Source organism: Microbulbifer maximicatervae (SeqCode) (assembly GCF_052468155.1).
Genome location: NZ_CP174335.1, coordinates 4985453 through 5004932, shown reverse-complemented (window position 1 = coordinate 5004932; position 19480 = coordinate 4985453). Strand labels below are relative to the sequence as shown.

The following is a 19480-nucleotide window of genomic DNA, read 5'->3' as shown; positions in this document are numbered from 1 at the left end:
CCGCCATATTTAAAACTAAAGGCCCGTTAAATATTTTGATAAGACTCTGCTAATCGCGCATAAAAAAAACGGGCATTAAGCCCGTTTTCAATACTTCTCTTCCTGTGAGCGACCACTTTCTCCTTTTTAGTAATTCGCTAACCAGGAAGCGCTTACCACTGCAGTGCGCCGCCGGTTTGGTATTCGATAACGCGGGTTTCAAAGAAGTTTTTCTCTTTGCGCAGGTCCATAATTTCAGACATCCACGGGAATGGGTTCTGAGCGCCAGGGAACTGCTCTTTCAGGCCCAGCTGGCTAAGGCGGCGGTTGGCGATAAACTGGAGGTACTCCTCCATCATATTCGCATTCATGCCGAGTACGCCGCGGGGCATAGTGTCGCGGGCATAAGCTACTTCAAGCTCCATGCCCTCGAGAATCATCTGGGTCACTTCCTGCTGGAATTCCGCTGTCCACAAGTGTGGATTTTCCAGCTTAATCTGGTTGATGACGTCTATGCCGAAGTTCAGGTGCATAGACTCGTCGCGCAGGATGTACTGGAACTGCTCGGCAACACCGGTCATTTTGTTGCGGCGACCCATGGACAGGATCTGGCTGAAGCCACAGTAGAAGAAAATACCCTCAGTGACAGCGTAGAAGGCGATCAGGTTGCGCAGCAGCTCCTGGTCGGATTCAACGGTGCCGGTTTTGAAGTTGGGATCACCGATGGCCTGGGTGTGGGACAGGCTCCAGGCCGCTTTTTTGGCAACCGCAGGCACTTCGCGGTACATATTGAAGACTTCACCTTCGTCCATACCCAGGGACTCTACACAGTACTGGTAGGCGTGGGTGTGAATGGCTTCTTCAAAAGACTGACGCAGCAGGTACTGGCGGCACTCCGGGTTGGTGATATGACGGTAGATCGCCAATACCAGGTTGTTAGCAACCAGGGAGTCTGCGGTGGAGAAATAGCCCAGAGAGTATTCCACGATGCGACGCTCGTCCTCGGTTAGACCGTTGGGGTCTTTCCACATGGACACGTCTTTGTTCATGTTGATTTCCTGGGGCATCCAGTGGTTGGCGCAGCCGTCCAGGTATTTTTGCCAGGCCCAGTCGTATTTAAAGGGAACCAACTGGTTGAGGTCAGCGCGGCAATTAATAATGCGCTTTTCATCTACCTGGATGCGGGCTGCACCCATTTCCAGTTCTTCCAGGCCGGGAGCCGGGTCCATATTAGCAACTGCGGCACGGGCGGCATCAACGGCAGTGGAGCCGCTTTGGGCCGCAGGCGACGCCGGAGCGGCTGTGTAGGAAGCGCTGGGCTCCTGCACGGATTTTGCCTGGGCCTCCGGCGTCGGTCGCGGTTCGGTTGCTTTTTCAGGTTGTTGGGGCTTGGTGTCGATGTCGTCCCAGCTCAGCATAGTTGGCCCTTTTGATCGGTCTCACTATCGAAAGTTCGATAAAAAATTCTTAAATCTTCCTGGTGTATTACTCACTAATTGTGTGTAACCAGGGATGACATACCGGTGATTTTTTTACCGGCAATAATTCATTACAGGCTCGTATTTTTAACTCGCCTGGGCACAGAAAATCCTGTGCCAGATCAATTTTTGCTGCGCTTTTGTGCATTTATTTGCACTGAATTTTCGCTGGCAATTGCACTGGGTTTTCTCGGGAAAATAAGCCGCAGCCGATCCCCGGTCCCTATGGTATTACCCACTATTAAAATAATGGGTGGACCGGGGTCGCTGCGCATGGTCATGCCCGCACTTGCGGTTACGACGCTCTCCCCCGAGAGTCAGTGCAGCCCCTATAAAAAAGGGGCTTAAATTTTACTGGCAGGCCTCGCAATCTGGGTCGTCCAGTGAGCAGGCTTGAGGCACTGCGGCCGGTGCGGGTGCAGCTTGTTCAGCAGGTGCTGCCGCAGCCACTCCGTTGCTACCGCCGTGTGCACTTACCGCGTTCAGGGTGCCGCTATTTACCGTAGATTTCTCTGTGGTAGTGGCAGCCAGTGCGCGCAAGTAGTAAGTGGTTTTCAGGCCGCGGAACCAAGCCATGCGATAGGTCAGGTCTAGCTTCTTGCCGTCGGCGCCGGCAATATACAGGTTCAGGGACTGGGCCTGGTCGATCCACTTCTGGCGACGGCTGGCAGCATCCACGATCCAGCGCGGCTCCACTTCAAACGCGGTGCGGTATTTCGCTTTCAGGTCTTCCGGTACGCGATCGATTTTCTGTACAGAACCTTCATAGTATTTCAGGTCGTTAACCATGACCTGATCCCACAGGCCGCGATCTTTCAGATCGTGTACCAGATAGGGGTTTACTACGGTGAATTCGCCGGACAGGTTCGATTTCACATACAGGTTTTGGTAGGTCGGTTCGATCGACTGGGAAACTCCGGTGATATTGGCAATGGTTGCAGTAGGAGCGATCGCCATCACGTTGGAGTTGCGCATACCTTGGGCTTTTACTTTCTCGCGCAGGCCATCCCAGTCCAGAGTGGAGCTGGTGTCCTGTTCGATAAACTGCTGTCCGCGCTGCTCAGCCAGGATCTGGATGGAATCCAGCGGCAGAACACCTTTGCTCCACAGGGAGCCTTCGTAGGTCTGGTACTTGCCGCGCTCGGCAGCCAGGTCGCTGGAAGCGGAGATGGCTTCGAAGCTGATCGCTTCCATGGTGTTGTCGGCAAAGGCGACGGCTTCATCGCTAGCGTAGGCGATGCCGGCTTTGTACAGTGCGTCCTGGAAGCCCATCAGGCCCATGCCCACAGGGCGGTGACGCATGTTGGACTGACGTGCACTTTCAACTGCGTAGTAGTTGATGTCGATAACGTTATCGAGCATACGCACCGCAGTTTTTACGGTATTGGCCAGCTTGGTGCGGTCGAGTTCACCGTTCTCACCAATGTGTTGAGCCAGGTTGACGGAGCCCAGGTTACACACGGCGATTTCGTCGTCGGCCTTGGTGTTGAGAGTGATCTCGGTGCACAGGTTGGAGCTGTGAACCACACCGGCGTGTTGCTGCGGGCTGCGCAGGTTGCAGCTGTCTTTAAAGGTGATCCAGGGGTGGCCGGTTTCGAACAGCATGCCCAGCATCTTGCGCCAAAGGTCTAGTGCGCGGATCTTCTTGAACAGACGCAGCTTGCCTTCGGCAGCCAGTTGCTCGTAGTGGTTGTAGCGCTCTTCGAATGCGGTGCCGAACAGATCGTGCAGGTCCGGGCAATCGGCCGGGGAGAACAGGGTCCACTCTTTATCTTCGAACACGCGCTTCATAAACAGGTCGGGGACCCAGTTGGCGGTGTTCATATCGTGGGTGCGGCGGCGGTCGTCACCAGTGTTTTTGCGCAGCTCTAGGAATTCCTCGATATCCAGGTGCCAGGTTTCCAGGTAGGCACAGACAGCGCCTTTGCGCTTACCGCCCTGGTTGACGGCTACTGCGGTGTCATTGGCCACTTTCAGGAAGGGCACAACACCTTGGGACTTGCCGTTGGTGCCTTTGATATAGGAACCCAGGGAGCGCACCGGCGTCCAGTCATTGCCGAGACCGCCTGCCCACTTGGACAGCATGGCGTTATCGCGGATCGCGCCGTAAATGCCGTGCAGGTCGTCCGGTACCGTGGTCAGGTAGCAGGAGGACAGCTGCGGGCGCAGGGTGCCGGCGTTGAACAGGGTCGGGGTGGAACTCATGTAGTCGAAAGAGCTCAACAGGTTGTAGAACTCTACCGCGCGCTCGTTTTTGTTCTCTTCATTGATGCTGAGGCCCATGGCGACGCGCATAAAGAAGATCTGCGGCAGCTCGAAACGAATATCGTCGCTGTGCAGGAAGTAGCGGTCGTACAGAGTCTGCAGGCCCAGATAAGTGAACTGGTGATCGCGCTCGCCTTTTAGAGCTTCGCCGAGTTTTTCCAGGTCGAAGGTGGCCAGCGCAGGGTCCAGCAGGTCCAGCTCGATACCCTTTTTCACGTAAGTGGGCAGGGTAGAGGCGTACAGCTTTTCCATCTCGTGCTGGGTGGCGCGCTCGGCAACACCGAGGAAGCGCAGAGCTTCGGAGCGCAGCTTGTCCAGCAGCAGGCTGGCGGTAGCGAAGGTGTAATTGGGCTCCTGCTCAACCAAGGTGCGCGCAGTGATTACCAGCGCGGTATTGATATCGTTTTCGGAAACACCGTCGTACAGGTTTTTCAGGGCTTCGTTAAGAATTGCCGCGCTGTCGACATCTTTCAGGCCTTCACAGGCTTCTTTGACAACGGTGCGCAGGCGCTCCATATCCAGAGGTGCAAGGCTGCCATCGTCCTGCTTTACACGGATGCTGGGGTGGGCATCGACGGCTTGCTCGGCAATTTGAGCAGTTTTTTCTTTCTCTGCGCGCAGGCGGGCGTGTTCTTCGCGGTAGAGTACGTAGTCGCGGGCAACCTTTTGTTCACCGGCGCGCATCAGGGCCAGTTCTACCTGGTCCTGGATCTCTTCAATGTGGATAGTGCCGCCAGAGGGCATGCGGCGTTTGAAGGTGGCACTGATCTGGCTGACCAGTTCTTCAACTTGCTCGTGGACACGGCTGGAAGCAGCGGCGGTGCCGCCTTCAACAGCGAGGAAGGCTTTAGTCACGGCGACGGCTATTTTGCTGTCGTCGTAGGGTACAACGGTGCCATTGCGCTTGATTACGCGGATCTGGCCCGGTGCAGTAGCGGCCAGAGTCGTGCCGCCAGTCGCCTGGTCGCTGGAGGTGCCTGATTTTTCCGCAGGCACGGCTTGAGAGCGCCCTGTCTCTGTGTGCATGTAAATCTCCGAAAGGTTTGTTCTGTTGTCTGTCCGCGTGCGTTCAAAAGAACGGCGGCCACATGACTGTGTGGCATGGCGGAGCGTGTCCTTCGCTTTGCCAGTGTTTATCCACAGCTGTGGACACTGGAAACAGGCGGCTTGTCACCGGCTATCTGAAAAGGTTTGCCAGCTGCTGCCTGTGGCGGAAATTCCATTCCGCCCGCTTACCTCTGATTCTGCTTTGAAAAAAGCAGCGCCTGACGCCCACCGCCAAAAAGTGTGGTGGTGCGCCGGAATTTGCCCCACATAATGGGGGTGCTCTTGAGCCTCTACCCCAATATATAGGGGGTCGGCCTCGAGTGCGCTACAAGATAATGCGGTAGGCGGGTCAGTTCAAGGCGAATAACTATGTAGTTGTTTGTGGATAAATTGTGGGTAGAGGTGCTGAGTCAGTAGCCACTTTCGCGGCAGAGCCCGCCAGCCCTGGGCTGCAAAGGAGTGGGTGCCGGGAAAGAACGCTGGGTACAGTGTCTTACAATTTTTTTTAATAGCTAGAGCGCTGTAAATTAACAACGGCAATAACCATTTGCAAATGGCTGCTCTTTGAGCAAAGTGGTACTCAATTGCTCAATTTACTGACGCTTATTTAACTCGGACATCTTGGCTGGCTGTAAATTAGTCGTTGGCGCCGATTGCTAAATTTAGTGATCTCTTGGATTTTTTGTCGCCAATCGCATCTTTTATACGTTGTCGGGAGGAGAGGAGCAGGGGAGTGAGTACAGGTAGCAGGGTACAACCGCAGGAGTGGCTGTACCCTTTTAGGGTTTATCGACTGTGGTCTTGGAGGAATTCCATCAGGGCTTTTTGCGCGTGAAGGCGGTTTTCAGCCTCATCCCATACCACCGAGATGTTGCCATCCTCTAAAAGTTCGGCACTCACCTCCTCTCCACGGTGGGCGGGCAAGCAGTGCATAAAGATGGCATCGCTATTGGCGTGGCTCATCAGCTCATGGTCCACCAGGAAGCTCTCGAAGGCTTTCAGGCGGATCTGTTGTTCAGTTTCCTGTCCCATGGAAGCCCACACATCGGTGGCCACCCAATCGGCCCCTTTAACAGCCTCCACCGGATCGTGTACTACGGTGACCCGATCACTTGCCGAAGCGAGGATATTGGCGTTGGGCTCGTAGCCGGGCGGGCAGGCTATACGCAGCTCAAAATTGCACAGGCGGGCAGCATTAATATAGGAGTGGCACATATTGTTGCCATCGCCGACCCAGGCGACCACCTTGCCCTCAGGGCTGCCGCGGTGCTCCACAAAGGTTTGGATATCTGCGAGCAGCTGGCAGGGGTGGTAGCTGTCGGAGAGGGCATTAATCACCGGTACCTTTGAATATTCTGAGAAGCGCTCCAGTACCTGGTGGCCAAAGGTGCGAATCATCACCATATCCACCATGCTGGAAATTACTCGGGCGCTGTCTTCAACGGGCTCCCCGCGGCCTAACTGAGTATCGCGGGGAGATAGGAAGAGGGCGCTTCCCCCCATCTGTGCCATACCGGCCTCAAACGAAACGCGGGTGCGAGTAGAGGATTTTTCAAAAATCATCCCCAGCACTTTGCCGCGAAAAAGGTCGGTATTTATTCCTTGAGCGCGCAGTGTTTTGAGTTCGATCGCGCGCTCAATAATTTGCTTGAGCTCTTCCGAAGACAAGTCTGTAAGGGTGAGAAAATGTCTGATCGCCATAAGCTGTTCTCCTTTTTTTGCATCAGACTGCTTGCAGTGCAAACTGGTGAATCAGTGAGCTGACATCGTTTGCCAATTGATGGCACTCGTCGTCGCTGAGTGTGAGTGGGGGGAGCAGGCGTACTACATTGCCGGCGGTAACATTAATCAGCAGTCCGCGCTCGCGGGCTATGTCCACCAGTTTGGCACAGGGCTGCTGCAATTCTATTCCGATCATCAGCCCCAAGCCCCGCACCTCTTTGACCTGGTCGCAATCGGATAACTGTTGTTTGAGTTGATGCAGCAGGCGTTGCCCCAATGCCTCGGCGCGCTCTAACAGCCATTCACTTTCCAGCGTATCGATCACTGCCAGTGCGGCACTGCAGGCTAGAGGGTTGCCGCCAAAAGTGGAGCCGTGGGTGCCCGCAGAAAATAATTGAGCGGCAACTCCCCTGGCCAGGCAGGCTCCGATGGGGACACCGTTACCCAGTCCTTTGGCAGTGGTCACCACGTCGGGCAATATGTCCGCATGCTGGTAGGCAAACATTTTGCCGCTGCGGCCGTTTCCGGTTTGCACTTCATCCAGCATCAGGAGCCAGTTATGTTGATCGCAGAGTTCGCGCAATTGCCCCAGGTAGTTGGAAGTGGGCACGCGTACACCGCCCTCTCCCTGAACCGGCTCAACCAGCACTGCGACAATATCGTTGCGCTCACCTGCGAGCTTTTCGATGGCTGCAGTATCGTTAAACGGCACACGCAAAAAACCCTCGGGCAGAGGACCGAAGCCCTCTTGGATTTTTTCATTGCCGGTTGCTGTCAGGGTAGCCAAGGTGCGGCCGTGGAAAGCGCTTTCCATTACCAGGATTTGAGGGGTCTCAATATTGCGGCTATTGCCTAGCCGCCGCGCTAGCTTAATCGCTGCTTCATTGGCCTCAGCTCCGGAATTGGAGAAAAACACATTGTCCATGCCGGATAGCTGTACCAGCTTGTCTGCCAGTTTCTCCTGCGCAGGGATATTGTAGAGATTGGATACATGTAACAGGGTCCGAATCTGCTCGTGCAGGGCCAGGGTAACTTTGGGGTGGCAGTGGCCAAGGCCGCAGACGGCGATTCCAGAGATTGCATCCAGGTATCGTCGGCCCTGATCATCCCATACATAATTGCCTTCACCCCGCACCAGTGTGAGGGTTCGATCGCCATAGTTTTGCATGAGTGTCGGGGTGGCCACCGGGGCATCTCCTTAAATATTGACTATTTAGATTGTTTATTTTCCGCAGAAAATTCTGTTTAAGCTTTTTAATCTGCACTTTATATCGATTGGAGCAATGGTAACACAGCCTTTATAAGCTGTGTGCTATCTGGCTGGCTGAATTTTCAACATGGTATCCGGTGTTGTAGATCTGCGGTTTTTGCTTTCATCGAGGGGATGGTGTACTTATTGCCGGCCCCACTGGGGTACAATGGATGCCGGTGCGCTATATCAGATGATGGTATGGTGCCTGTACACTTACTTTTTGCTTCGACCACCTGAGGTTTTTCACGCTTATGGATACACTGGAGAACATCAAGCAGCAGATCGCTGATAACACCATTCTGCTTTATATGAAAGGTAGCCCTAATGCCCCCCAGTGCGGCTTTTCCATGCGGGCCTCCCAGGCGATGATGGCTTGCGGTAAGCGCTTTGCCTACGTTGATATTCTGGCTAACCCGGACATCCGCGCTGAGCTGCCTAAGTACGCGAACTGGCCGACGTTCCCCCAGCTGTGGGTTAAGGGCGAGCTGATCGGTGGCTGTGACATCATTATGGAAATGCATGAGAACGGTGAGCTGAAAACCTTGATTGATGAGGCATCAGCGGAGAGCGAAGGCGAGGATTAATTTCCGCTTTTGCTCCAATATGTCTGCTGCTATAGATGGTAGGCATACTGTAGAAACAAAAAAACCGCAGCGGAAGCTGCGGTTTTTTTATGCCTGTGAGAGGACTTAAGCTACTTGCCAGAGTGGCCGGCTGCAGTTTCCATTTGAGTTTGCAGGTAGTTTTGAATGCCAACTTTGTCGATCAGCTCCAGCTGGGTTTCCAGCCAATCTACATGCTCTTCCTCAGACTCGAGGATTTTCTCCAGCAATTCACGACTGCCGTAATCCCGAACGGACTCGCAATAGGCAATGGCTTCACGCAAGTCGGGAATGGCCTTGGATTCAATTTTCAGGTCGCACTTGAGCATCTCTTCGGTATTTTCGCCGATCAGAAGTTTGCCCAGATGCTGCAGGTTGGGAATACCTTCGAGGAAAAGAATGCGCTCGATCAGCCAATCGGCGTGCTTCATTTCATCAATGGATTCGTGATATTCCTGTTTGCCCAGCTCTTTTAAACCCCAATTGTCGTACATGCGGGCGTGTAGGAAATACTGGTTAATAGCTACCAGTTCATTACCCAGTACTTTATTTAAATGCTCAATTACCTTGGGGTCGCCTTTCATAGCCTGTGCTCCTGAAGCCCTGCCAACTCAATAAGGTTTGCAGAGAGTTCCTATTTGTTAGTCGCTAGAGATTAGTTGATATTTTTAGTTACTAAAGTTTATTAGTCACTAAAGTCTGCGGCTGCCTGATTTACCTAATTTTATTTTAGGATTTCAGCTGCAATCGGGGCCGAGTTTGCGTTGCGATTTGCGGCAAGTCAAGGAAAAATTTTTCTTGCAGAATGCAGAAAAAACAAGGGTTTTAACGCAAATTTAGCCGAAAATAGCAACGAAAATAATTCTCATTTAGGTTGCAGGACTATATTTCAGCTTTTTAGTTTTTCTCTAATAAAAACTAATTTGTCATTAATGATTTGTTGATCGATTTTGCTTTTTATAAAAACTGAGTTATCGTCATTCAGGCGCTTTAAATAGTCCTTTAATGCCTGTTTATCTGTTTTCCTATGGCAAACCTCAACAAGTGTTTCTAGTGCGTTGAGTAAATGGCACATAAATACACTACTTGATCTGCCGTGTTCGACAATTTCGTCGAGAGAAGCTTGGAGCAGTTGAGAAAACTCAAGCTTACTGCAAATTATTCGCAATTCCCCCGATGAGTCGGTAAAACAATTTGCGGGCTCAGGTCGATATAATACAGTACCAAGCCCCTCAATCAGGCGATCAACGCAGGAATAAGCAGTAAATGGGTCATTAATGCCTGGAGATAAAGCTCGCACAGCAATTTGTGAAAGCTGCTGGATAGAAAAGACCACATCTTGTTCTGCCGTTGGCTGGGTGCCGATCTGTATTGCAGACTGAATTGCAGGAATTACTCTTTCTGGGTTATTTGCCGGATAAACCTGGCCGATCATCTCCCAGTGATGCAGGTAGCTTCCCGGGTGGCAGTTCAGCTTTAGGCAGCATTGGAAATTCTGGGTTGTGCGAGTAATTCTTTGCTTATCGATAAATTGGACATAACCGCCCTTTGGGGTGGGGATGTCGATCCAACTTGAGCCGAGGTCCAGGCGTTTAGTATCGAATACTTTTTTGTTCGTAGATTCATGGCAATCTGGATATTCACGCTCTATCGCCTGCTGAAACTCGAGATTAATACGGTGGGTAATGTTATCGACCTGAATTGACTGTGCGACATTGTGAATAAAGTAAATAAGGTAGATAACACTGATTAAAGTCAGCACCAAAGCCGTGAGCACGCTAATGCCATAGTTAGCTATTTCGTTTTCCGCTGTGCCAATCGAACGCATAGTGACAATGGCATAGACATAGGTCGCCAGGAAAATCCCGAGGGATATCTGGGTCGCTCGGTCCCGGATAAAATTTCTGATCAAATGGGGGCCGAATTGATTAGAGGCGAGGGAGAGGGCAACCATTGTTATTGAGAATACCGTTCCGGCTACCGTGATAGTGGAGCCAGCAATGACTGACAAAAGGGCTCGAGCATTTTCGATATTACCCAAATTAAACCACTGCAAACTGCCCCGGAATAAAAGGGGAGGAGCAGGAAGTGCTGTGTCCAGGTGAACGGTAAGGGCGCAGAGCGCTAGCGCCGCTAGGATCATAATCAGCGGGACGCTCCAGAAACTGGAGTGGAGGCGTTCATAGAGGTGTATAAGATACTGCTTCATAGATGGAGAAAGGCACGCCAGCGTGCTATCAGCTTAGTCTATGAGCTTTAGAGGGAGCATTCGGGAAGGTAACTTAGTGGTTATAGATTGTGGTAGCCGGGATTCGGGGTCAGCTTGTGAAGTAGAATCGGCGGTAGTTAGCTGAGTAGACCATACTCCCGCTCATGGTCTATTCGATAAGCTCATTCGTTTATTCGGCCTCCCGCACAGGGATGAGACCGCCAACTGGTGCCCCAAGGCCCTTACTGAGATAGCACCACCATAGATTATCTCTTTGGTCTGGCGGTCTGCTAAGAACTTACAAATACATATTTCTGGTTCAGTTCACTGCACTTGTTGTTGTCAGTGGGCGGTACAAAAATGTATGGATCAGGAATATTGCTATATCTAAATACAATCGTTTTTGTGTGTAGCAGGGAAAACTGAGGCACCATTTTTGAATTTCAGTTGAACCGCGCTAAGCCGTTAAAGGGAAGAGCCTGACTCAACTAGCAGGTGTTGAGTGGAAGCTGAGATATAAGAAGAGGGGAGGCGATCGCCAGGGACACGATCGCAGGTCAAAAGCCAAAATCAGCTGGCGGAGTAGAAGAGGCCGTTGTTGGCAGAGGATACCATCCCACCGCTCATGGTCTCATCGATGATCTCCTTGGTCTGCTCGGCACAGCGTCCACATTGAGAAGAAACGCCCAGCTGGCGTCTCAACGCCTTCACCGAAGTGGAGCCATCATAGATCGCCTCTTTAATCTGGCGGTCAGTTATGCCCTTACAAATACATACATACATGGCGGTGGCTCTGTTCAACTCTTACTCAATAGTAGTCAGGTAGGAATCCTATTGCAATTGAGAATGAGTGTCAATAAGATTCCGGAGTGGTCGCATTTTACCCTCTTTGTTTGCTATTTGTACATTTTTGCGGGTAGGTCATCCTATTTTGGGTGTTAGTTCACGCATAGCCGTTCTGCTATCAGCCTGATTTAAAAAATTTATGGGCCTGAAATAAGTGGGTGTGTATCATAGCGGCCCACTATTAATTCCCATTCGATTTATAGCTGTTGCTCATAAATTGAACACTCTACGTATCATCAACAACCCATCATTGGATTGAGGAGGTTTTCATGGCAGTTCTGGTAGGCAAGCCGGCTCCGGATTTCACCGCTGCAGCGGTATTGGGTAACGGCGAGATCGTCGATACTTTTAACCTGAAAGAAGCAATCAAAGGTAAGAAGGCTGTAGTTTTCTTCTACCCGCTGGACTTCACCTTCGTATGTCCTTCTGAGCTGATCGCTTTCGACCACCGTTTCGCTGAGTTTGAAAAGCGCGGTGTTGAGGTAATCGGTGTATCCATCGATTCCCAGTTCTCTCACAACGCATGGCGTAACACCTCCGTCAACGACGGTGGTATCGGCCCGGTTAAGTACACCCTGGTTGCAGACGTTAAGCACGAAATCTGCCAGGCGTACGACGTAGAAGCTGACGCTGGTGTTGCTTTCCGCGGTTCCTTCCTGATCGACGAAGAAGGCAATGTACGTCACCAGGTAGTTAACGATCTGCCGCTGGGCCGTAACGTTGACGAAATGCTGCGCATGGTTGACGCTCTGGCGTTCCACCAGGAGCACGGTGAAGTTTGCCCCGCCGGCTGGCAGGAAGGCGACAAAGGTATGAACGCTTCTCCGGAAGGTGTAGCGGCTTACCTGAGCGAGAACGCTGAGAAGCTGTAAGACGCTTTTTGCGCTGGGGTCTCCGGACCCCAAAAAGAAGAACCGCCGCAAGGCGGTTTTTTTGTTTGTACAAGCCTTGTTGCGCTGACCTGCGCTGATTGGCATGGCCGTCCCCGCGCCGGAGAAAAGTGCAGACTAGAATTCAGCGGTCAGTCCTGCGTGGCGCCTAAATAGAGTTTTTGCCCGCTGGCTGCTAGTCTTATCTGCAACTACCGGATTGCTTTGGCGGCTCGATTTGCTTATGAGACCTGCAATTCTTTCAAATATCGTCTACGTCATGCGCGCCTCTATGGCACGTTTTTTTCTCTTCCTGGTGATTCTGGGGAGTCTGTCCCTGCCTGCGCAAGCGGCTGATATAGACGACAGGGCCAAACAGTTTGGCCGATACTTCAAACAGATGATGGCGGGTAAATCTATACCCGGCGGCGCCTATGTCATCGTGGATGGCAACCGGGTGGTCGCGATGGATACCTATGGCGTCAGGGTCAGGGGTAAATCCGGCAAGGTGGATCAGGACACGGTGTTCCGTCTGGCCTCGGTATCCAAGACCTTCGCTGCCAGTATGGCCACTATGTTGGAGCATGAAGATCGCTTCAAATGGGATGACAAGGTGGTCAACTATGTGCCGGACCTGAGCTTTAAGACGCCTTCACTGTCTCGCCAGCTTCAGGTGGAGCACCTGCTCAGCCATTCCTCGGGCCTGACCCCCAACGCCTACGACAACTACCTTGAGGACAACAAGCCTCTCAGCAAGATATTGCCCAAGTTTGCCAATATCGATCCGCGCTGCACGCCGGGAAAATGCTACGGCTACCAGAATGTGTTGTTCAGCCTTATTGAGGATGTGATTTTTGAGGCGACCGGGGTTTCCTTTGCCAGCCAGCTTAAGAAGAGAATTTTTGTCCCGCTGAAAATGCAGAATGCATCGGTTGGCTGGGAGAGCTTTATGGCCTCCGACAACCGTGCGGCACCCCATATCCAGACTGGTAGTGGTTGGCGCCCAGTGAAAGTGGAGAAGGAATACTACTTTGCTGCACCGGCGGCGGGAGTGAATGCCAGTATCTCTGATATGGCCCAGTGGCTGAAAGCCCAGATGGGCTACTACCCGAAGGTACTGTCACCGGAAGTGATCGCCGATATGACTACAGAGCGAGTCGCTACCCAGCGCCATATGCGCCATCGTATCTGGAGAGACTACCTGTCTCATGCAGGCTACGGCTTGGGCTGGCGCCTCTACACCATCGGTGATGACCGCATTATTTATCACGGCGGTTGGGTTGCGGGCTTCCGTGCGGCGGTGGCCTATTCGGAAAAGTTGAAAGTGGGTATTGCCATCCTGATGAATGCGGAGTCCCGAGTGATCTCAGATCTCACAGCCAATTTCGTGATCGATATTACAGGCAAAGGTAATCTCGCTACCGCTCAAACCAGTGGAGATCGCTGATCTCCACTGGTAAGTGATTGTCCTTCCCCCCTTGAAACCTGCTGGCTGATCCCAATATTTGCTCCCTGTTCCGATTGACGTTTACGGGGAGACCGAATAGATGACCGTTGAGGCCCAAAAAGAGAGCCATGGATTCCAGACGGAAGCCAAGCAGCTACTGCACCTGATGATCCACTCGCTCTACTCCAACAAGGAGATTTTCCTGCGCGAGCTGGTATCCAACGCTTCTGATGCCGCCGACAAGCTGCGTTTTGAATCGCTGTCCAAGCCCGAATTACTGGGTGAAGATGCAGACCTGCGCATTCGCATCGAGTTTGACAAGGAAGAGGGCACGCTCACCATTACCGATAATGGTATTGGTATGAGCCGCGATGAAGTTATCGAAAACCTCGGTACTATCGCCCGCTCCGGCACCTCTGCATTTATGCAGCAGCTGACCGGAGACCAGAAAAAAGATGCGCACCTGATCGGCCAGTTCGGTGTGGGCTTTTACTCCGCCTTTATCGTCGCTGACAAAGTGGACGTATTCACCCGTCGCGCCGGCTTGAATTCCGACCAGGGTGTGCACTGGGAGTGTCACGGTGAAGCGGAATACTCCGTAGAGACTGTTGAATGGCCCCAGCGCGGCACTCGAGTGGTTCTGCACCTGAAAGAAGAAGCAAAAGAGTTTGCCGATAACTGGCGCCTGCGCTCCATCATTAAAAAGTACTCCGATCACATCGCCATTCCGGTGGAGATGTTGAAAGAGGAAATGCCGGCAGCGGAAGAGGGCGAAGAGCCGAAGGAAGAGAGGGCGCCTGAGTTTGAAGCAGTAAACGCTGCCCAGGCCCTGTGGACTCGTCCCCGCTCCGATGTGAAATCTGAGGAGTACAAGGAGTTCTACAAGCATATCTCCCACGATTTCGACGATCCCTTAACCTGGAGCCACAACCGCGTAGAGGGCAAACAGGATTACACCAGCCTGCTTTACATCCCTGCGCGCGCACCGTTTGATCTGTACCAGCGCGATGCCGCTCGCGGCCTCAAGCTGTATGTGCAGCGCACTTTTATCATGGACGATGCGGAGCAGTTCCTGCCGCTGTACTTGCGTTTCGTGAAAGGTGTTCTGGACTCCAATGATTTGCCGCTGAACGTATCCCGTGAAATCCTGCAAAAAGATCGCAATACCGATGCGATCAAGAGTGCGCTGACCAAGCGTGTTCTGGATATGCTGGATAAATTGGCGAAAAAAGATGGAGATGAATACCAGAAGTTCTGGGATCTGTTCGGCAATGTATTAAAAGAAGGTCCGGCTGAAGATTTCTCCAACAAAGAGAAAATTGCCAAGCTGCTGCGCTTCGCCAGCACCCATACCGATACCGAGAAGCAGGATCAATCCCTGGAAGACTATGTGGGTCGCATGAAGGATGGCCAAAAGGCGATCTACTACGTGTGTGCCGACAACTTCGCTACGGCCAAGTCCAGCCCCTACCTGGAAGTATTCCGCAAGAAGGGTATCGAAGTGCTGCTGCTTACCGATCAGGTGGACGAGTGGTTCGTGGGCCATATGAACGAGTTCGACGGCAAGCAGTTCCAGGACGTGGCCAAAGGTGCGCTGGATCTGGGTGAAGCCGAGAGCGATGAGGACAAGGCAGAGCGCGAAAAAGTTGAGCAGGAGTCCGGTGCCCTGGTTGAGCGGGTACAGGAAGTTCTGGAAGGTCGCGTTGAATCCGTACGCGCAACCACTCGCCTGGTGGACTCCCCAGCGTGTCTGGTGGTGAGCGAACAGGATATGGGCCCGCAAATGCGCCGCATCCTGGAGCAGGCCGGCCAGGCCCTGCCAGATGCCAAGCCGATCTTTGAAATCAATCCGTCCCACCCACTGGTACAGCGTCTGGACCAGGAGGCGGATGAAGATCGCTTTGCGGATCTCACCAATATCCTGATGGACCAGGCTAATCTGGCTGCCGGTAACCAGTTGGCAGATCCGGCGGATTATGTGCGCCGCCTGAACACGCTGTTGCTGGAAATGCACGGCTAAGTCAGCGCTATTGATTGGTGCTAAGCGATGGCCAGTGGAGTTGTTTTAGACTTTGCTGGTCCCAGAAGCGGCCCCTGCCGGATCGAACGGTGTTTTATCGGTTGGTCAAGGCAGAGGGCCGTTTTTGCTATTTACTGTGCCGTTTCGCACAATTGGCAGAAGTTTAAAACAAATTGACCCCATTGGGCTCAGCGGGTCATGCCTCTATAATCCGCAAGTCTTATAAGAAGCTTTATCGGTGTGACAATGCAAAAAGAAACTTCCAACCCCCTCGCTATTGCCGTATTGGGCGGCGGCAGTTTCGGAACCGCGATTGCTAACATTGTGGCGGGCAACGGCCACGACACCCGCCAGTGGATGCGCAATGCGGAGACGGCGGCTGAGTGTCGCGACACTCGAGAAAACCATAAATACCTGCCCGGCGTGCCGCTGCACCCGGAATTACAACTTACCAGCGACCTGGAGCAAGCGGTCGATGGTTGCAGTATCGTTTTTGTTGCGATACCCAGTAAGTCCTTTCGCGAGGTGGTAAAAAAAGTAGCCCCGTTGTTGGCGCCGGGCACCATGCTGATCTCCACCACTAAGGGAATCGAGCATGACAACTTCCACTTAATGAGCGATATCCTGCGCGAGGAAACCACCGACATGCGTGTCGGGGTCTTGAGCGGACCAAATTTTGCAAAAGAAATTGTTGCGGGGCACTACACTGCAACGGTGGTGGCCAGTGAAGACGAGGCACTTTGCAAAGCGATTCAATCGGCACTGCACTCGGAGACTTTCCGGGTTTATTCCAGTAGCGATGTGTTTGGAGTAGAGCTTGCCGGTGCGCTAAAAAATATCTACGCGATCATCACTGGTATGGCTGCGGCACTGGAGCGCGGGCAAAATACCATCAGTTTATTGATCACCCGCTCCCTGGCAGAAATGATGCGTTTTGCCGAAGCGATGGGTGCCGATCCCATGACGTTTATCGGTCTAGCTGGTGTCGGCGACTTGATTCTGACCTGTTCCTCAGACCTCAGCCGAAATTATCGGGTGGGGTATATGGTCGGTAAAGGCAAGCCGCTCGATCAGGCTGTCGCAGAAATCGGTCAGGTGGCCGAAGGTGTGAATACGGTTCGTCTGATTAAACAGAAAGCTGACGAAATGGGTGTCTACATGCCCTTGGTTTCCGCGATTCACGCCATATTATTTGAACAGCGGCCGATTCCTGAGGTGATTCGCAATTTGATGTCGGGCGCACAAACTTTTGATGTGGCCTACTCGGCCAAGCCTTAAATGGAAGCCTCATATGAAAAATGACGATCTAAAGCGCAATCTTACTTCCGGCAACCAGTGGGTGCGCCTTATCTATATGGTGCTGTTTGCAGTGTGCCTTCAGGTTGCCGCGTGGTTACTGATGGCGGTAGTGATACTGCAATTCCTGTTTTCGATTATCAGCGGGAAATCCAACGATAATCTGCGTCGCTTTGGCGATCAGCTCGCCTCCTATGTTTACCAGGCGATCCAGTTCCTGATCTACAACTCCGACGAAAAACCTTTCCCGTTTGCCGAGTGGCCTGAATCTGAAGTAGAGGATTTGTCCGGTTACGAGGGCGCCGAAGATGTTTCTGCAGAAGTGGTTTCTACAGAAGTAAAGCGTGAAAAGGACAAGACTGAAGACGAAGCCGAGGATGCCATTATCCTGGGTAGCTCCGAGCCCGAGAGCAGTGAAAAGCCCGAGTTGGTTGAGGAAAGTGCCGACGACGCCGACAAACCTGTCGACAAGAACTAATTGCTTTTCCTATCGCTAATTTATCCGGTGCCTTATCCATGGGTACCGGATAAATATCCGCAGCCCTCCCTACGAATATTCCCGCAGATATCGATAAAGTAACAACCCATCCTTGAGGAAGCCCCATGCAGCTGTTTATTTTGCGTCACGGTAAAGCGGAGCCCATGCTCGCCAATGATGCAGAGAGAGCCCTGACAGAGCGCGGGCGCAGGCAGGTTGCACAGGTTTGTAAAAAGCGCGCCGAGGAACTGGCGGCGGTAAAGGCTATTTGGGCCAGCCCATTTGTACGCACCCAGGAAACCGCTGAGATTGCTGCCGCTCAACTGGGGTTGCCTGTTATTACCGAACCGCTGCTGATCGGCAATACCCACCCACAGCAACTGCTCGACCATTTGCAAACCCAGGATACCTTCCCGCTTCTCCTGGTTAGTCACCAGCCTCTGGTGGGCAGCCTGCTCAATGGCCTCTGTGGCAGCGGTAACGAACACCCGATGGGCACTTCCAGCCTCGCCTGCGTTAGTGCGGATGTATGGGCTAATGGCTGCGCTGACCTGGAGTGGTTGCAGCACGCAGAGTAATTTTTCCGGTCGTGTCTGCCAGTAAATCCCTATTGCGCTGATCACAACTGTCATTGCGGATGTTGTTGGTGGGCCGCACCATTTCACCACCTGTTTTAGTCACTATCCGGTGGATATCACTTTGGCGATAAATCAAATCACTCCCCGTGAAATCACCCTTGAGTTTGATCACAAGTCGATTGCCGCACGCCAGTGGGGCGACCCGGAGGGAGAGCCGGTAATTGCTCTTCACGGCTGGTTGGATAACTGTGCCACCTTCAGTCGGCTGGCTCCCCTGCTCAGCGGAATTAATCTGGTAGCGATAGATATGCCGGGCCACGGACACAGCTATCACCGCTCACTCGATGCCAACTACAACATCTGGGAAGAGGCGGAAGATATTTTGGGGGCGGTGCACGCGCTGGGCTGGCGCAAGTTCTCCATTGTGGCGCACTCCCGAGGTGCTATTGCCGGGGTGATTACCGCTGGTGCTTTTCCCGATCGGGTAAAGCGCCTGGCACTGATCGATGGCCTTGTGCCCCCCTCCACCGAAGATGAAAAAGCTCCGGAGAACCTGGCCAAGGCTATTGCCCAGAGAGCCCGTTATGGCACGCGCAAGCTGCGGGTTTACGGTACCTTCGAAGAGGCGGTCGAAGCGCGCAAAAATGGCATGTTCCCGCTAACTGAGTGGGCAGCGCAGGTATTGACCGAGCGGGGCACCCGGGAAGTGGAGGGAGGTTATATGTGGAGTAATGACCCCCGGCTGATGGCGGCTTCCACAGCCAAGCTCAATGAGCCACAGATTAAAGCTTACTTATCCCGATTGAAGATGCCGGTGCAGCTGGTTCTCGCTGAAGACGGTATTGCAGATATGCTCAAGCGCCTACGCCCTGTACTGCAAGAGTTTCCGGGTATTGAGGCGCGTGAGATTCCCGGAAGCCACCACTTACACCTGGAGGAGAGTGGTGCCCGGGCGATTGCAGAGTGGTTTGGGCCTTTCTTGCGCGGTGAAACCGCTTAGAAGGGAACCCGTTTGGAATAGCAGCTGGCATCCATCTCCCGCACCTCTACCGAGACTGCGGGAACTCCTTCGGCAAATTGGCACAGGCTGTTAAAAACCGCCGAGCTCAATGCCTCCCTTTCCCGCGTAGAGCGCCCTTCAAGCAAGCGGATCTCTGCGTGGATAAAGCTGTTGCCATTGTCCCCAGCGATAAATTGGTCGTAGGACTTGGCGCGGGTCTTGATATTGTGGGAGGCGAACAAACCGGAACGGTGCATCGCCTCCTGAGCCGAGCTGACCAGTGCAGCGACAGAAATCTTCTCTTCCAGATTTTTCGCATACTCTATGATCAGGTGAGGCATAGCGGTCACTCCTCGGTCAAAGCGGCCCTGGCGGCCGCTGGGTACCTGTGG

The 19480-nt window shown here is 52.9% G+C and carries 16 protein-coding genes; 8 read left to right on the top strand and 8 right to left on the bottom strand.

From position 1 onward, the window contains the following. Nucleotides 1–152 precede the first annotated feature (152 nt). The 4 genes from ACJJIY_RS21560 to ACJJIY_RS21545 all read right to left on the bottom strand — a co-directional run bounded on the left by ACJJIY_RS21560 (nucleotide 153) and on the right by ACJJIY_RS21545 (nucleotide 7677). Nucleotides 153–1397 (bottom strand): ribonucleotide-diphosphate reductase subunit beta, encoded by a 1245-nt coding sequence (locus tag ACJJIY_RS21560; protein ID WP_108734126.1) that lies wholly within the window; start codon nucleotides 1395–1397, stop codon nucleotides 153–155. A 411-nt stretch (nucleotides 1398–1808) separates the two neighbouring features. Then, entirely contained in the window at nucleotides 1809–4748 is a 2940-nt protein-coding gene (locus ACJJIY_RS21555; protein WP_444907549.1) for a ribonucleoside-diphosphate reductase subunit alpha, read from the bottom strand. 807 nt (nucleotides 4749–5555) lie between these two features. Then, entirely contained in the window at nucleotides 5556–6470 is a 915-nt protein-coding gene (argF, locus tag ACJJIY_RS21550) for an ornithine carbamoyltransferase (RefSeq protein WP_444941010.1), read from the bottom strand. A gap of 22 nt (nucleotides 6471–6492) precedes the next feature. Then, nucleotides 6493–7677: an acetylornithine transaminase gene (locus ACJJIY_RS21545; protein ID WP_444914446.1), complete on the bottom strand. Its 1185-nt coding sequence runs from the start codon at nucleotides 7675–7677 to the stop codon at nucleotides 6493–6495. Nucleotides 7678–7994: 317 nt separating this feature from the next. Here ACJJIY_RS21545 and grxD point away from each other — a divergent pair, with 317 nt between their 5' ends. After that, the gene (gene grxD / locus ACJJIY_RS21540) at nucleotides 7995–8327 is read left to right on the top strand and encodes a Grx4 family monothiol glutaredoxin (protein ID WP_282933784.1); all 333 of its coding nucleotides are present in this window, start codon (nucleotides 7995–7997) and stop codon (nucleotides 8325–8327) included. Between the two features lie 110 nt (nucleotides 8328–8437). Here the strand turns inward: grxD and bfr are convergent, their stop codons facing one another. The 3 genes from bfr to ACJJIY_RS21525 all read right to left on the bottom strand — a co-directional run bounded on the left by bfr (nucleotide 8438) and on the right by ACJJIY_RS21525 (nucleotide 11355). Next, nucleotides 8438–8929: a bacterioferritin gene (bfr, locus tag ACJJIY_RS21535; RefSeq protein WP_020412720.1), complete on the bottom strand. Its 492-nt coding sequence runs from the start codon at nucleotides 8927–8929 to the stop codon at nucleotides 8438–8440. A gap of 305 nt (nucleotides 8930–9234) precedes the next feature. Continuing rightward, nucleotides 9235–10554, bottom strand: coding sequence for a DUF2254 domain-containing protein (locus ACJJIY_RS21530; protein ID WP_445358801.1), 1320 nt, complete (start codon nucleotides 10552–10554; stop codon nucleotides 9235–9237). A 570-nt stretch (nucleotides 10555–11124) separates the two neighbouring features. After that, entirely contained in the window at nucleotides 11125–11355 is a 231-nt protein-coding gene (locus ACJJIY_RS21525; RefSeq protein WP_413662956.1) for a bacterioferritin-associated ferredoxin, read from the bottom strand. A gap of 314 nt (nucleotides 11356–11669) precedes the next feature. On the opposite strand from ACJJIY_RS21525, the gene ACJJIY_RS21520 reads away from it, so the two are divergent. From ACJJIY_RS21520 to ACJJIY_RS21490, 7 genes are all read left to right on the top strand, one after another. Next, nucleotides 11670–12272: a peroxiredoxin gene (locus ACJJIY_RS21520; protein WP_143730920.1), complete on the top strand. Its 603-nt coding sequence runs from the start codon at nucleotides 11670–11672 to the stop codon at nucleotides 12270–12272. A 241-nt stretch (nucleotides 12273–12513) separates the two neighbouring features. Beyond that, nucleotides 12514–13716: a serine hydrolase domain-containing protein gene (locus ACJJIY_RS21515; protein WP_413662955.1), complete on the top strand. Its 1203-nt coding sequence runs from the start codon at nucleotides 12514–12516 to the stop codon at nucleotides 13714–13716. A gap of 100 nt (nucleotides 13717–13816) precedes the next feature. Then, nucleotides 13817–15736, top strand: a complete 1920-nt coding sequence (htpG, locus tag ACJJIY_RS21510; protein ID WP_445358800.1) for a molecular chaperone HtpG — start codon at nucleotides 13817–13819, stop codon at nucleotides 15734–15736. A gap of 246 nt (nucleotides 15737–15982) precedes the next feature. Next, nucleotides 15983–17014, top strand: coding sequence for an NAD(P)H-dependent glycerol-3-phosphate dehydrogenase (locus tag ACJJIY_RS21505; protein ID WP_413662953.1), 1032 nt, complete (start codon nucleotides 15983–15985; stop codon nucleotides 17012–17014). A 13-nt stretch (nucleotides 17015–17027) separates the two neighbouring features. After that, nucleotides 17028–17510 (top strand): DUF4389 domain-containing protein, encoded by a 483-nt coding sequence (locus ACJJIY_RS21500; protein WP_445358799.1) that lies wholly within the window; start codon nucleotides 17028–17030, stop codon nucleotides 17508–17510. Between the two features lie 125 nt (nucleotides 17511–17635). Beyond that, the gene (sixA, locus tag ACJJIY_RS21495; protein ID WP_282933778.1) at nucleotides 17636–18088 is read left to right on the top strand and encodes a phosphohistidine phosphatase SixA; all 453 of its coding nucleotides are present in this window, start codon (nucleotides 17636–17638) and stop codon (nucleotides 18086–18088) included. 121 nt (nucleotides 18089–18209) lie between these two features. Further along, on the top strand, nucleotides 18210–19088 hold the full coding sequence (locus ACJJIY_RS21490; protein WP_445358798.1) for an alpha/beta fold hydrolase: 879 nt from the start codon (nucleotides 18210–18212) through the stop codon (nucleotides 19086–19088). Here ACJJIY_RS21490 and ACJJIY_RS21485 read toward each other — a convergent pair. After that, nucleotides 19085–19429 carry a 5-carboxymethyl-2-hydroxymuconate Delta-isomerase gene (locus ACJJIY_RS21485; RefSeq protein ID WP_282933776.1) on the bottom strand — a complete coding sequence of 115 codons (345 nt, stop codon included), beginning with the start codon at nucleotides 19427–19429 and terminating at the stop codon, nucleotides 19085–19087. The two genes, ACJJIY_RS21490 and ACJJIY_RS21485, sit on opposite strands and share 4 nt — an antisense overlap. Nucleotides 19430–19480 lie beyond the last annotated feature (51 nt).